The organism is Enterobacter sp. S-33, from assembly GCF_028735835.1.
In the GTDB taxonomy this organism is placed as follows: Bacteria; Pseudomonadota; Gammaproteobacteria; order Enterobacterales; family Enterobacteriaceae; genus Enterobacter; species Enterobacter vonholyi.
Genome location: NZ_CP117838.1, coordinates 4,125,320 through 4,138,947, shown reverse-complemented (window position 1 = coordinate 4,138,947; position 13,628 = coordinate 4,125,320). Strand labels below are relative to the sequence as shown.

The following is a 13,628-nucleotide window of genomic DNA, read 5'->3' as shown; positions in this document are numbered from 1 at the left end:
CTCCCAAACCGGGAGAGGTGTCTTGAATTACAAAACCTATTCTTTCCTTCTTCCCCGCATCCCCTGAAACAGCTCTGCTACGTCAACAAAATACTCGGTCAGATAGTTAATACACACCTGCACCTTGAGCGGGAGTTTGTCTTTTTCGGTATACAGGGCGTACACCGGACGAGGATCGGACTGGTAGCGCGGGAAGAGGATCTCAAGCACGCCGCTGTTGATCTCGTTGATGACCCACATTAACGGCACGTAGGCAATCCCGGCGCCGGCCACCAGCCAGCGCGAAATGGTCATCGGATCGTTAGTGACAAATCGCCCTTCCGGCAGCAGTTTGGTGGAGATCCCTTCCGGGGCAATCAGCTCAAATTCATTGTCGGGCCGCACGCTGTATTCCAGCCACGAGTGGTTGGTGAGATCGGCGGGTTTCTCCGGAACACCGTACTGGGCCAGATAGCTCTTCGAAGCGCAGACGACCATCGGCATGCTGCCCAGCCGACGCGAGAACAGGCTGGAATCCTGCAGCGCGCCGACGCGGATCACCACGTCCAGACCGTCGGCAATCAGGTCCGGTGCCGGGATACCCGTCACCAGATTAACGGTAAGCCCGGGATACTCTTTCAGCATATCCGCCGTCATGGCAGCGAGAACATTTTGTGCCATAGTTGAAGAACACCCGATGCGCAGCGTGCCGATGGGGGTGTTGTTGAAGGCGTAGAGCTGTTCGTGAACATCCTGCACTTCCAGCAGCATACGGCGACAGCCCTGATAGTAAATTTTGCCCGCTTCCGTCAGGCCAATGCTGCGGGTGCTGCGGTTGAGCAGCTTGACCTGAAGCTCATCTTCCAGTTTGGACACCGTCTGGCTGATGGATGAGACGCTCATCTGAAGCTGGCGTGCAGCGGCGGTAAAGGAGCCCAGTTCAACCACTTTGGCGAAGACCGACATGCGTTTTAAACGTTCCATTGTTCACTCTGGCTTAAAAGTGATTTAGATCACATATTATAGATAACAGCATAACAGTTACGTTAATATATTATTTATTACATAACGGCTGCGCCATTCTCGCCCGGCGTTTCTTGCTCTCCTGCGATGGCGTGCGCTAAAAAAATTCTGAAGCCTGCACTCTCTCTAATCAAGGTCAACATGAGTCTGTTTCCCGTTATCGTGGTGTTCGGTCTGTCCTTCCCACCGATATTTTTCGAGCTTCTTTTATCACTGGCGATCTTCTGGCTGGTGCGCAAGGTGCTGGTCCCTACCGGGATCTACGATTTCGTCTGGCACCCTGCATTGTTCAATACCGCGCTGTATTGCTGCCTGTTTTACCTGATATCGCGCATGTTTGTCTGAGGTTGATGTGAAAACGCTAACAAGAAAAATCTCCCGCACTGCCATCACCATGGCGCTGGTTATCCTCGCCTTCATCGCTATTTTCCGCGCCTGGGTTTATTACACCGAATCACCGTGGACGCGTGATGCACGCTTCAGCGCCGATGTGGTGGCAATCGCTCCTGACGTGGCCGGTCTTATCACGGCGGTCAACGTTCACGATAACCAGCTGGTGAAAAAAGATCAGGTTCTGTTCACCATCGACCAGCCTCGTTACCAGAAAGCGCTGGAAGAGGCAGAAGCGGACGTGGCCTATTATCAGGCGCTCGCTGCGGAGAAACGCCGCGAGGCAGGCCGCCGTAATCAGCTGGGCGTACAGGCAATGTCCCGTGAAGAGATTGACCAGTCCAACAACGTGCTGCAAACCGTGCTGCACCAGCTGGCGAAAGCGCAGGCAACGCGCGATCTGGCGAAGCTCGATCTCGAGCGTACCGTGATCCGCGCGCCGTCCGATGGCTGGGTGACCAACCTTAACGTCTATGCCGGGGAATTCATTACCCGTGGCTCAACCGCCGTGGCGCTGGTGAAACAGAACTCCTTCTACGTACTCGCCTATATGGAAGAGACCAAGCTGGAAGGCGTACGCCCGGGCTACCGGGCAGAAATTACGCCGCTGGGCAGCAATCGCGTCTTTAAAGGAACTGTCGACAGCGTCGCCGCAGGGGTGACTAACTCCAGCAGTTCGAACGATGCCAAAGGGATGGCAACGGTGGATTCCAACCTCGAGTGGGTGCGTCTGGCCCAGCGCGTGCCGGTCCGTATCCACCTGGACGAACAGCAGGGCAATCTGTGGCCTGCGGGTACCACGGCGACGGTGGTGATTACCGGTGAAAAAGATCGGGATGCCAGCCAGGACTCGTTCTTCCGTAAAATCGCCCACCGCCTGCGCGAGTTTGGTTAATCGCTATGGGCATCTTTTCCATCGCCAGCCAGCACATTCGCTTCGCCGTGAAGCTGGCGTGTGCCATTGTCCTGGCGCTGTTTGTTGGCTTCCACTTCCAGCTTGAAACCCCTCGCTGGGCAGTGCTGACGGCTGCTATTGTCGCGGCGGGTCCAGCCTTTGCCGCGGGTGGGGAACCCTATTCAGGCGCGATCCGCTATCGCGGGATGCTGCGTATCATCGGGACGTTTATCGGCTGTTTCGCGGCGCTCACCATTATTATTCTGATGATCCGCACGCCATTGCTGATGCTGATGGTGTGCTGTATCTGGGCGGGTTTTTGCACCTGGATCTCGTCTCTGGTGAAAGTGGAGAACTCCTACGCTTGGGGGCTGGCGGGCTATACCGCGCTGATTATTATCATCACCATCCAGTCCGAGCCGCTGCTGGCTCCGCAGTTTGCAGTTGAGCGCTGCAGCGAGATTGTCATTGGTATCGTGAGTGCGATTGTCGCGGATCTGCTGTTCTCTCCGCGCTCCATCAAGCAAGAAGTCGACCGTGAGCTTGACGCGCTGATTGTCGCCCAGTACCAGCTGATGCAGCTCTGCATTAAGCACGGTGACAGCGAAGAGGTGGATAAAGCCTGGAGCGGGCTGGTTCGCCGCACGCAGGCGCTGGAGGGGATGCGCAGCAACCTCAATATGGAGTCCTCGCGCTGGGCCCGCGCAAATCGTCGCCTTAAAGCCCTCAATACTGTCTCTCTGACGCTGATTACCCAGGCATGTGAAACCTATCTGATTCAGAACACCCGGCCGGAAGCGGTCACCGATACGTTCCGCGAACTGTTCGCCGAGCCGGTGGAAACCGTGCAGGACGTGCATAAGCAGCTTAAGCGTATGCGCCGGGTGATTGCCTGGACCGGGGAGCGCGACACGCCGGTAACGATCTACACCTGGGTCGGCGCTGCGACGCGCTACCTGCTGCTGAAACGCGGCGTGATTGGTAACACCAAAATCAGCGCGGCAGAAGAAGAGGTACTGCAGGGCGAAGTGGTGATCAAGGCGGAATCCGCCGAGCGCCATCACGCGATGGTCAACTTCTGGCGTACGACGCTTGCCTGTATGCTCGGCACGTTGTTCTGGCTGTGGACGGGCTGGACGTCCGGCAACGGCGCGATGGTGATGATTGCCGTCGTTACCGCACTGGCGATGCGTCTGCCTAATCCGCGTATGGTCGCCATCGATTTCCTGTACGGCGCCATTGCCGCCCTGCCGATAGGCGCGTTCTATTTCCTGGTCATCATCCCGTCGACGCAGCAGAGCATGCTGCTGCTCTGTATTAGCCTGGCGGTAATGGCGTTCTTTATCGGCATTGAAGTGCAAAAGCGGCGCCTGGGATCGCTGGGTGCGCTGGCGAGTACGATTAACATCATCGTGCTCGATAACCCGATGACCTTCCATTTCAGCCAGTTCCTGGACAGTGCGTTAGGTCAGCTGGTGGGCTGTTTCCTGGCCATGATGGTGATACTGCTGGTGCGGGATAACTCGCAGGCAAGAACGGGCCGCGTGCTATTGAACCAGTTCGTGTCGGCTGCCGTGTCGTCTTTGACAACCAATACCGCGCGCCGTAAAGAGAACCACCTTCCCGCGCTCTACCAGCAGCTGTTTTTACTGCTGAACAAGTTCCCGGGCGACATCGCGAAATTCCGCCTGGCGTTAACCCTGATCATCGCGCACCAGCGTTTGCGTAACGCGCCCGTGCCGATCAACGACGATCTGTCGGCCTTCCACCGCCAGTTACGTCGTACCGCCGATCATGTGCTTTCCGCCGGCAGCGATGACAAACGGCGTCGTTACTTTACGCAGCTGCTTGAAGAGCTCGATGTCTATCAGGAAAAGCTCAAGCACTGGGAAGCGCCGCCTCAGGTGACCGAGCCGGTAGGAAGGCTAGTGTTTATGCTGCATCGTTACCAGAATGCCCTCACTGATAGCTGACTGAAGTAAAAAAACCGACGCCAAAAGCGTCGGTTTTTTTGTGGCTATACTTATTCCAGCACGTTCTTACATTTCAGAAAGGGAGGACACATGACGACCCAGGCGCTTCAGGACCACATCCTTTTTCAGACCGGCTATCTGGTCAACGGAATCTGGAAAACGCTGGATACGACCTTCGATGTGTTTAACCCCGCTACCGGGGAAGTCATCGCGAAAGTTGCCAAAGCGGGTAAATCACAAACCGAAGAGGCTATCGCAGCGGCTACCAAAGCCTTCCCGGCATGGCGTGCCAAAACCGCGAAAGAACGCTCGGCGATTCTCTACCGCTGGTATGAATTGATTATTGAGAATAAAAGCTGGCTCGGGCGGTTAATGACCACCGAACAGGGCAAACCCCTGAAAGAAGCGGAGGGCGAAGTGGAGTACGCCGCCAGCTTTATCCAGTGGTTTGCCGAAGAGGCTAAACGCGCGAACGGTGAAATTATTCCACCGATCAAACCCGGCTCGCGCATTCTGGCGACCCGTGAACCTGTAGGCGTGGTCGCGGCGATAACGCCGTGGAACTTCCCGATGGCCATGCTTACCCGCAAGTTAGGCCCGGCGCTGGCGGCAGGATGTACCGGGGTAATTAAACCGGCCAATAACACGCCGCTCAGCGCCTTTGCGCTGCTTACATTGGCTAAACAGGCGGGTGTGCCCGATGGCGTTCTCAACGCCGTTGCCGGGAATACGCATGAAATCAGCGATGCGATTATGGCAAGTCGCGACGTGCGTAAGATCTCCTTTACCGGCTCAACCTCCGTCGGCAAAACGCTGGTGCGTAACGCAGCCGAAACCATGAAGAAAGTCTCGATGGAGCTGGGCGGAAATGCCCCGTATATCGTTTTTGAGGATGCGGACATCGACGCAGCGGTTAAGGGCGCGATCGCCAACAAGTTTCGCAATGCCGGGCAGGTCTGCGTCAGCGTGAACCGTTTTTATATTCAGGAAACCGTCTACGACAAATTTGTGAATAAACTCGCCGATGCCGTGAATGCGCTGAAGGTGGGTAATGGTCTTGAGGAGGGGGTGGTCGTCGGGCCGCTGATTGAACCTTCTGCGGTGAACAAAGTGCGTGAGCATGTCGACGACGCCGTTGCCCGGGGCGCAACCGTACTGGCAGGAGGTAAGCCCCATCCGCTTGGCGGGAATTTCTGGATGCCAACCGTATTGGGCGACTGCCATGAAGGCATGAAGCTGGCAGAAGAAGAGACGTTTGGCCCGGTGGCGGCGTGCTTTCGTTTCACCTCGGAGGATGAGGTCATCCAGCGCGCCAACAATACGCCTTATGGGCTGGCGGCTTACTTTTATACCCAGAATCTCTCACGGGTCTTCCGCGTTTCACAGGCCATCGAGAGCGGGATGATTGGCATTAACGAGTGCGCCGTCTCCACGGAGCTCGGGCCTTTTGGCGGCGTAAAAGAGTCAGGTCTTGGACGAGAAGGCTCCGTGCTGGGACTGGAAGAGTATCTGGAAGTTAAAACCCTGCATATTGGGGGATTATAATAGACAGGGCGGCAGCTGCCGCTCGCCTGGACTGGGTGGCTGGCAATGAAAACCTATACGTTTGATTTTGACGAGATCGACAGTCAGGAAGACTTCTACCGGGAATTTATCCGGGTGTTTGATCTTGAAAGGGAAAGCGTGACGAATCTGGATACGCTTTGGGACGTGGTCACCGGCAGTCTGTTGCCGCTCCCGCTGGAGATTGAGTTTATCCATTTGCCCGATAAGCTGCGAAGACGTTTTGGCGCGCTGATATTGCTGTTCGATGAAGCGGAAGAAGAGCTTGAAGGGCAGTTGCGCTTCAACGCGCGGCACTGAATGAAAAAAGCCCCTGACCATGAGGCCAGGGGCAAGTCGTATGATGAGATACGACGAGGGTTTATTTATACAGTTCTGCAGTTGCATGCCAGTGGTCACCCTGATTCAGTTCGGTGACGCGATAGCTGCTGGCACCTGCTTTTTCAGCTTTGGCGGCCAGTTCGTGACGGATATCCATCGGTGAGCCAGTGACAGACGTCACGGAGACGCTGCCCATACGCTGTAGATTTTGTGCCTGGTCGGCATTCACCTGCTGTACGGCTGCACTTGCGCCGAAAGAGAGAACGGATGCCAGACCGAGGGTTGCGATGATCAATTTGGTTTTCATAGTCTTTACTCCTGAAAAGGGTTTTTACTCAACGGCGAGAAGGGTTGAACCGCTATTTTTATGCCTGGTGCCGTTGAGTGGAGATTTACGTTTTCAGCTATTACTAAAACTTATTTGTAGAGCTCAGCGGTGGCGTGCCAGTGGTCGCCAGAACGCGCTTCGATGATGCGATAGGATGATGCACCCTGTTCTTCCGCTTTTTTGTTCAGCATCTCATGCATGTCCATTGGCGATGTGCCGACCGCGCCGACAGAAACCGTACCGATGGCCTGACGGGATTGCGCCTGGTCAGCATTAATAGAGTCAGCCGCGAAAGCACCGAATGACAGGACAGACAGGACGCTCAGAGCCGCTACAGTTGATTTGATTTTCATGATTCTTACCTCGTCGAATTTTTTAGTGGGGTCTTGTTTCGTGACCCTCATCACAAAATCAAGTATACACTAATAACGGTAAAAATTAATACCAGACTAATGGTTTCTATTGTTATTACGTGTTAACCAGTCCTTTTTTTATAACCAAATTGCATAATATTGGGTGTTTTTTGCACGTTTTTGTTGGTGATAGCTAATGAAATCATATGGATATCAACTTTTGATTTTTTGTGCGATTCTTTGATTTAGCATTCACCATGTGAATGTTAATGAGTGGTAAAAAGCACTATTTGTCAAAGTGAAGGGCAGTAGAAAAGAGGGGAGAACGCAGCGGAAGCAGAACGATCCCCGCAGCGGCGCTACGGGGAGAGGGGATTAGAGTTCCTGTTCGAACAGAACCAGAATCGCTTCGTGGAGATCTTTCACGGAAAAACCGCTAGCCGGTGTGGTAAAGATGGTGTCATCGCCGGCGATAGTCCCGAGGATACCCTCCGTTTTACCCAGCGAGTCCAGCATGCGGGCAATCAGCTGTGCGGCGCCGGGGCTTGTGTGGATCACCACTACGGCGTCGTTATGATCGATATCCAGAACCAGATTTTTGAGCGGGCTGGAGGTGGTCGGCACGCCAAGTTCTGCTGGCAGGCAATAGACCATCTCCATCTTGGCGTTACGGGTACGCACCGCGCCAAATTTCGTTAACATGCGGGAGACTTTCGACTGATTGATATTATCGAAGCCTTGTTCCTGCAGCGCCTGAACAATTTCTCCCTGAGAACTGAATTTCTCTTCTTTAAGTAGCGCCTTAAACGCCTTAACTAATTCTTCTTGCTTAGACGAGCTTCGCATAAGTCACCCGGAATATGACGATAGAAACAACATTATTATGCATGTGGATGAATTTTTATGCAAATTATCTACTCAGCGCCAGGCTGAAATAATGTTATGAAAGGGAGTGATTTTATCAGATTTCGTTATCAGAAAACATGCCTGGGTCACGCCGCGCAAATAAGCTTAAAAGTAAATTAAATGTTATCAAAATGATGTTGTTTTGGTGGCGGGGCAGGGTGTATTGTAACCACCTCTTAATGCGTTGCCCTCTGTCGTCAGATAGTTTTCTGGTGAGAGATAAAGTCGCGTGACCTCAAATTCTTTAGCTACGAAAATTGTAATTATTTACTTGCTGAATTATGGTCGCCGCAACGGATTTACAGATACTTAAGTTAACCATAATAAGGAGTTTAGGATGAAAGTCGCAGTCCTCGGCGCTGCTGGTGGTATCGGCCAGGCGCTTGCCCTACTACTGAAAACCCAACTGCCTTCAGGCTCAGAACTCTCCCTGTACGATATTGCTCCGGTAACCCCAGGCGTGGCGGTTGACCTGAGCCACATCCCAACTGCTGTAAAAATCAAAGGCTTCTCCGGTGAAGATGCACGTCCTGCACTGCAGGGTGCCGACGTGGTGCTGATTTCTGCAGGCGTAGCGCGTAAGCCGGGCATGGATCGTTCAGACCTTTTCAATGTCAACGCGGGCATCGTGAAAAACCTGGTGCAGCAGATTGCTGAAGTGTGCCCGAAAGCGTGCATCGGTATCATCACTAACCCGGTGAACACCACCGTTGCTATCGCGGCAGAAGTGCTGAAGAAAGCAGGTGTTTACGACAAAAACAAACTGTTCGGCGTAACCACGCTGGATATCATCCGTTCCAACACCTTTGTTGCTGAGCTGAAAGGCAAACAGCCAACAGAAGTGGAAGTTCCGGTCATCGGCGGTCACTCTGGCGTCACCATCCTGCCTCTGCTGTCGCAGATCCCTGGCGTGAGCTTCACCGAGCAGGAAGTGGCTGACCTGACTAAACGCATCCAGAACGCGGGCACCGAAGTGGTGGAAGCGAAGGCGGGTGGCGGTTCTGCAACCCTGTCTATGGGCCAGGCGGCTGCACGTTTCGGTCTGTCACTGGTTCGCGCTCTGCAGGGCGAGAAAGGCGTTGTTGAATGCGCTTACGTTGAAGGCGATGGCGAACACGCTCGCTTCTTCTCTCAGCCGCTGCTGCTGGGTAAAAACGGTATCGAAGAGCGTAAATCCATTGGTACCCTGAGCGCGTTTGAACAACACGCGATGGAAGGCATGCTGGATACGCTGAAGAAAGATATCACCCTGGGCGAAGAGTTCGTTAACAAGTAATACGAACCGTCTCCCGGCAAAAAACGGAGCTTATCGCTCCGTTTTTTTATGCCTGTCAGTTTGTTGCCGGGTATTCCTGAATCGTTACGTGCAGCGTCAGTTTCTTATCGTTGCGCATGACCTCAACAGGGATGATAGAACCCGGGCGAATTTCCGCCACCTGATCCATCGTCTCCAGCGCAGAGACCGCCGGCGTGCCGTTGACCGACACAATCACATCGTTTACCTGAATTCCCGCGTTGGCCGCCGGACCCCCTGGCGCCACCTCGTTAACCACGATGCCCTGGATCTGATCGATTCCGCCGCCCTGGGTATGCATCGGCGCAATTTCGCGCCCGCCGATACCGATATAGCCGCGGATAACGCGTCCGTCGCGGATCAGCTTATCCATAATTTTGGTCGCCAGCTGGAACGGAATGGCAAAGCCGATCCCTTCCGGCGTCTCACCGTCGTTACTCTTGTCGAACGAGAGGGTGTTGATGCCCATCAGTTCGCCCAGCGAGTTGACCAGCGCACCGCCGGAGTTACCGTGGTTGATGGAGGCATCGGTTTGCAGGAAATTCTGCCGTCCGGATGGGTTGAGGCCGATACGACCGGTCGCGCTGATAATCCCCTGGGTGATGGTCTGGCCCAGGTTGTAAGGGTTACCAATCGCCAGGACGACATCACCAATATGCGGGGTACGTTTACGGTTGATCGGGATGACCGGCAAACCGCCCGTGGCGTTAATCTTCAGGACGGCCAGATCGGTCAGGCTGTCAGACCCAACGAGTAATGCCTCAAACACGCGGCCATCCTGTAGGGCGACGATGATCTGGTCAGCATCGTTTATCACGTGCTTGTTAGTAATAATGTAGCCGCGCTCGTCCATGATCACGCCGGAGCCGAGGGTGCGGATCTCCAGCTGGTTGTGGGCTGAGCTATTCAGGCCACGGTTATAGACGTTAACTACGGCGGGTGCGGCTCGGCGTACGGCCTGGTTATAGGTGGCCGGCGTTTCATCCGTGCTATCAAACTGGGGAGCAGACAGTTTATTGAACTGACGTAAAGACGGCAGCGCCAGCAGCAGCAGGCCAGCGACAATCAAACCGATGACAATAGAACGTAAGAGCTTTGAAAGCATGATGCGCGTTTCGTTAAAAAAGGAACGATTTGCAGCATAACATGAGTTATCCGGACATCACACGCAGCGGTGATGTCCGGGTCGCAAATGCTTAGCGCAACAGAATATAGATAGACTCATTGCCGCGCATGACCTGCAGGGCAATAACCGCCGGTTTGCTTTCCAGCACCTTGCGCAGTTCGGCAATAGACTGCACGCGATTGCGGTTTACACCGATGATCACGTCATCCTGATGCAATCCGGCCTGCGCGGCAGGGCTGCTCTTCTCGACGGTGTCGATGCTAATGCCTTTCGTACCGTCTTTCAGCTGCCCGTCGCTCAACGTAGCCCCTTGCAGCGCCGGGGCAATAAGCTCCGCGCTGGCCGAGGAAGAGGTGCTCTTATCCAGCGTCACTTCAACGTCAAGCGGCTTACCGTCACGTATCAGGCCCAGCTTCACTTTGGCGCCAGGTTCGGTTGTGGCAATCCGCGAACGCAGTTCTGCAAAGCTGTTCAGCGGTTTGTCGTTCAGGCTGACGATCACATCCCCCGATTTCACTCCCGCTTTTGCGGAACCGGAGTTTGGCAGCACTTCACTGACAAACGCCCCGCGCTGTACATTGATGTTGAACGCTTTTGCGATATCAGCGCTCATCTCCATACCTTTAATGCCCAGCAGCCCGCGTTTGATTTCACCGAACTGGATCAGCTGCTGCGCCAGGGTTTTGGCCATATTGCTGGGGATAGCAAAACCGATCCCGATGCTGCCGCCGCCCGGGGCCAGAATCGCCGTGTTAATCCCAATCAGCTCGCCGCTAAGGTTGAGCAATGCCCCGCCGGAGTTTCCACGGTTGATTGAGGCGTCGGTCTGGATAAAGTTTTCCAGCCCCTCCAGATTCAGGCCGCTACGCCCCAGCGCGGAGACGATCCCGGAGGTGGCGGTTTGCCCTAAGCCAAAGGGGTTGCCCACGGCGACGGCAAAGTCGCCGACGCGCAGTTTGTCAGAATCCGCGATGGCAATCTGGGTCAGATTGCTCGGGTTTTGCACCTGCAGCAGCGCGATGTCGCTCTGGTCATCGCCGCCAATCAGTTTGGCATCAAATTCGCGGCCATCGTTTAGCTGGACGCTTATTTTATCGGCCTGGCTGATGACATGGTTGTTAGTCAGAATATAGCCTTTAGCTGCATCAATAATGACGCCAGAGCCCAGGCCTTCAAAAGGCTGCGCCTGCTGGTCGGGAGACTCATCGCCAAAATATTTTTTCAGTTCTTCAGGGACGCGTTGGCTTTGTACCGCCGTGCCTTCAACCTGAACGCTGACGACCGCAGGCAAGACTTTTTCCAGCATGGGCGCGAGGCTTGGAATGGCCGCCTGGCCAGGCACCTGGGAGGGGAGAGCAGCGAATACAGGGACGGACGCCGAGAGAGATAACCCGACACTTAACGCGATAGCGCTCAACAGCTGGTTTTTTTTCTTCATCGATGTTGACTCTCGTAACCTGGAATAAAGGAAAAACGGCCCTAAAAACACGTTGATGTTATTGAATTTTAAACCGCTGAACAATGAGGTGTTTAACTAAATGATAGCTGGGGTCATGAAGAAAGGACGGGCGCAATCGCTGCGCCCGTAAAATAAATTCAGGTTGTGTGCTTAATCGCGTTTTACACCGCCGCGCAGCAGGCCGGACGCGCCATCGGAATAGTCGCGAGGCATCTGAACGGGCGCCTGATCGTTACCGGCCTCAGAGTCAGCCAGACGGTTGCGGAATGGGTTGGTTTCAGCGGTCATTTCCGGCAGCAGGCTGCTGGAGCTTTTTGCCATATGTTGATACAGCTGACGATAGTCGGTCGCCATGTTGTCCAGCAGCTCGGCGCTGCGGGCAAAATGGCTGACCAGCTCTTCACGATACTCTTCCAGCTCGGCTTTGTTCTTTTCCAGTTCGTACTGCAGTGACTGCTGCTGACGCAATTTGCGATTACCGAAACGCATGGCCACAGCACCGATGACGATGCCGACGACTAAACCGATTAGCGCATATTCCCAGGTCATGAACTTCTCCCGTTGTCTTGTTGTTCCGTAGGGTGTTGGCTCGGCTCCTGCCTGTGCCTGATAATGCCACTATAACCGCTATTTCTGCAGAAGTGGAATCCTGACGTATCATCGCGTAGTGTAGAACGGCCTTTTTTTCATCAGTCACGTCTGCTGGTGAGCGTTAATTGAAGGAATAACAATAAGATTATGCAAAACCTGTCCCCTGCATCGCGATATCAACTGGCCCTTAGCGAGGGCACTCATCAGCCTGATGACGTTCAACGTGAGGCGGTAAACCGTCTGGAGATGATTTACCAGGAGCTCACGGCAAAACCCGCTGAAACCGAACAGAATGGCGGGCTAAAGGCGGCGTTTGGGCGGTTGCTCGGTAAAAAAGCGCCACAGGCTCACGCGCCGGCGCGCGGTTTATACATGTGGGGCGGGGTCGGTCGCGGAAAAACCTGGCTGATGGACATGTTCTACCAGAGCTTGCCGGGTACACGTAAACAGCGTCTGCACTTCCACCGCTTTATGCTGCGGGTGCATGAAGAGCTGACCGCACTGCAGGGTAAAAGCGATCCGCTGGAGATTGTGGCCGACCGGTTCAAGGTGGAAACGGACGTACTCTGCTTCGATGAGTTTTTTGTGTCTGACATCACCGATGCCATGCTGTTAGGCGGCCTGATGAAGGCGTTATTTGCCCGCGGGATTACGCTGGTGGCCACGTCGAATATCCCGCCGGACGATCTGTACCGCAACGGCCTGCAGCGGGCACGCTTCCTGCCCGCCATTGACGCTATCAAACAGCATTGTGACATTATGAACGTCGATGCCGGTGTCGATTATCGTCTGCGCACGCTGACCCAGGCGCACCTGTGGCTTTCGCCGCTAAATGCCGATACCACCCGCGAGATGGATAAACTTTGGCTGGCGCTGGCGGGAGCAAAGCGCGAGCACGCCCCGGAACTCGAGATTAACCATCGCCCGCTCCCCACCCTTGGCGTCGAAAACCAAACGCTGGCGGTCTCCTTTACGACGCTTTGCGTGGATGCCCGTAGCCAGCACGACTACATTGCGCTTTCACGTCTGTTCCACACCGTGATGGTGCTGGATGTGCCGGTGATGACGCGGCTGATGGAGAGCGAGGCGCGACGCTTCATTGCGCTGGTGGACGAGTTTTATGAGCGCCACGTCAAGCTGGTGGTCAGCGCCGAGGTACCTTTATATGAGATTTACCAGGGAGAGCGGCTGAAGTTTGAGTTCCAGCGCTGCCTGTCTCGCCTGCAGGAGATGCAGAGCGAGGAGTACCTGAAGCTGGAGCATATGCCGTAATAAATACTACCCTCTCCCTGAGAAGGGAGCCTTGTAGGCCGGGTAAGGCGCAGCCGCCACCCGGCATTTTCCGTGGCCCCGAAAAACCCATTCCAAATCACATTTAAGGGTCGATCTTTGACCTCAACTTCTCTATAATCTTGCGACCCCACGTT

At 54.6% G+C, this 13,628-nt stretch carries 14 protein-coding genes; 7 read left to right on the top strand and 7 right to left on the bottom strand.

The window, feature by feature from the left end; all coding sequences use genetic code 11:
* Nucleotides 1-36: 36 nt before the first annotated feature.
* A complete protein-coding gene (gene aaeR / locus PUP35_RS19645; RefSeq protein WP_023616809.1) occupies nt 37-963 on the bottom strand; it encodes an HTH-type transcriptional activator AaeR in 927 nt (308 codons plus the stop codon).
* 180 nt (nt 964-1,143) lie between these two features.
* Between aaeR and aaeX the strand changes: the two genes are divergently transcribed.
* From aaeX to PUP35_RS19620, 5 genes are all read left to right on the top strand, one after another.
* Complete coding sequence (gene aaeX / locus PUP35_RS19640) at nt 1,144-1,347, top strand: p-hydroxybenzoic acid efflux pump operon protein AaeX (protein WP_003860416.1); 204 nt, start codon at nt 1,144-1,146, stop codon at nt 1,345-1,347.
* 7 nt (nt 1,348-1,354) lie between these two features.
* Nucleotides 1,355-2,287 (top strand): p-hydroxybenzoic acid efflux pump subunit AaeA, encoded by a 933-nt coding sequence (aaeA, locus tag PUP35_RS19635; protein ID WP_023309394.1) that lies wholly within the window; start codon nt 1,355-1,357, stop codon nt 2,285-2,287.
* A 5-nt stretch (nt 2,288-2,292) separates the two neighbouring features.
* Complete coding sequence (gene aaeB / locus PUP35_RS19630; RefSeq protein WP_274241000.1) at nt 2,293-4,260, top strand: p-hydroxybenzoic acid efflux pump subunit AaeB; 1,968 nt, start codon at nt 2,293-2,295, stop codon at nt 4,258-4,260.
* Between the two features lie 90 nt (nt 4,261-4,350).
* The gene (locus PUP35_RS19625; protein ID WP_133295220.1) at nt 4,351-5,805 is read left to right on the top strand and encodes an NAD-dependent succinate-semialdehyde dehydrogenase; all 1,455 of its coding nucleotides are present in this window, start codon (nt 4,351-4,353) and stop codon (nt 5,803-5,805) included.
* A 45-nt stretch (nt 5,806-5,850) separates the two neighbouring features.
* Nucleotides 5,851-6,123, top strand: a complete 273-nt coding sequence (locus PUP35_RS19620) for a barstar family protein (protein WP_008502839.1) — start codon at nt 5,851-5,853, stop codon at nt 6,121-6,123.
* A gap of 61 nt (nt 6,124-6,184) precedes the next feature.
* Here the strand turns inward: PUP35_RS19620 and yhcN (PUP35_RS19615) are convergent, their stop codons facing one another.
* The 3 genes from yhcN (PUP35_RS19615) to argR form a co-directional block, all read right to left on the bottom strand.
* A complete protein-coding gene (gene yhcN, locus PUP35_RS19615) occupies nt 6,185-6,451 on the bottom strand; it encodes a peroxide/acid stress response protein YhcN (RefSeq protein WP_032659672.1) in 267 nt (88 codons plus the stop codon).
* Between the two features lie 110 nt (nt 6,452-6,561).
* Entirely contained in the window at nt 6,562-6,825 is a 264-nt protein-coding gene (gene yhcN / locus PUP35_RS19610; protein ID WP_023309389.1) for a peroxide/acid stress response protein YhcN, read from the bottom strand.
* Between the two features lie 375 nt (nt 6,826-7,200).
* On the bottom strand, nt 7,201-7,671 hold the full coding sequence (argR, locus tag PUP35_RS19605; RefSeq protein ID WP_023309388.1) for a transcriptional regulator ArgR: 471 nt from the start codon (nt 7,669-7,671) through the stop codon (nt 7,201-7,203).
* Nucleotides 7,672-8,068: 397 nt separating this feature from the next.
* Between argR and mdh the strand changes: the two genes are divergently transcribed.
* Complete coding sequence (gene mdh, locus PUP35_RS19600; RefSeq protein WP_008502835.1) at nt 8,069-9,007, top strand: malate dehydrogenase; 939 nt, start codon at nt 8,069-8,071, stop codon at nt 9,005-9,007.
* A 55-nt stretch (nt 9,008-9,062) separates the two neighbouring features.
* Here the strand turns inward: mdh and degS are convergent, their stop codons facing one another.
* The 3 genes from degS to zapG form a co-directional block, all read right to left on the bottom strand.
* Entirely contained in the window at nt 9,063-10,130 is a 1,068-nt protein-coding gene (gene degS / locus PUP35_RS19595; RefSeq protein ID WP_111964987.1) for an outer membrane-stress sensor serine endopeptidase DegS, read from the bottom strand.
* A 91-nt stretch (nt 10,131-10,221) separates the two neighbouring features.
* A complete protein-coding gene (degQ, locus tag PUP35_RS19590; protein ID WP_115876365.1) occupies nt 10,222-11,589 on the bottom strand; it encodes a serine endoprotease DegQ in 1,368 nt (455 codons plus the stop codon).
* A 171-nt stretch (nt 11,590-11,760) separates the two neighbouring features.
* Nucleotides 11,761-12,159, bottom strand: a complete 399-nt coding sequence (zapG, locus tag PUP35_RS19585; RefSeq protein WP_008502832.1) for a Z-ring associated protein ZapG — start codon at nt 12,157-12,159, stop codon at nt 11,761-11,763.
* Nucleotides 12,160-12,348: 189 nt separating this feature from the next.
* Here zapG and zapE point away from each other — a divergent pair, with 189 nt between their 5' ends.
* Nucleotides 12,349-13,473: a cell division protein ZapE gene (gene zapE / locus PUP35_RS19580; RefSeq protein ID WP_271369472.1), complete on the top strand. Its 1,125-nt coding sequence runs from the start codon at nt 12,349-12,351 to the stop codon at nt 13,471-13,473.
* The last annotated feature ends 155 nt before the right edge of the window (nt 13,474-13,628 follow it).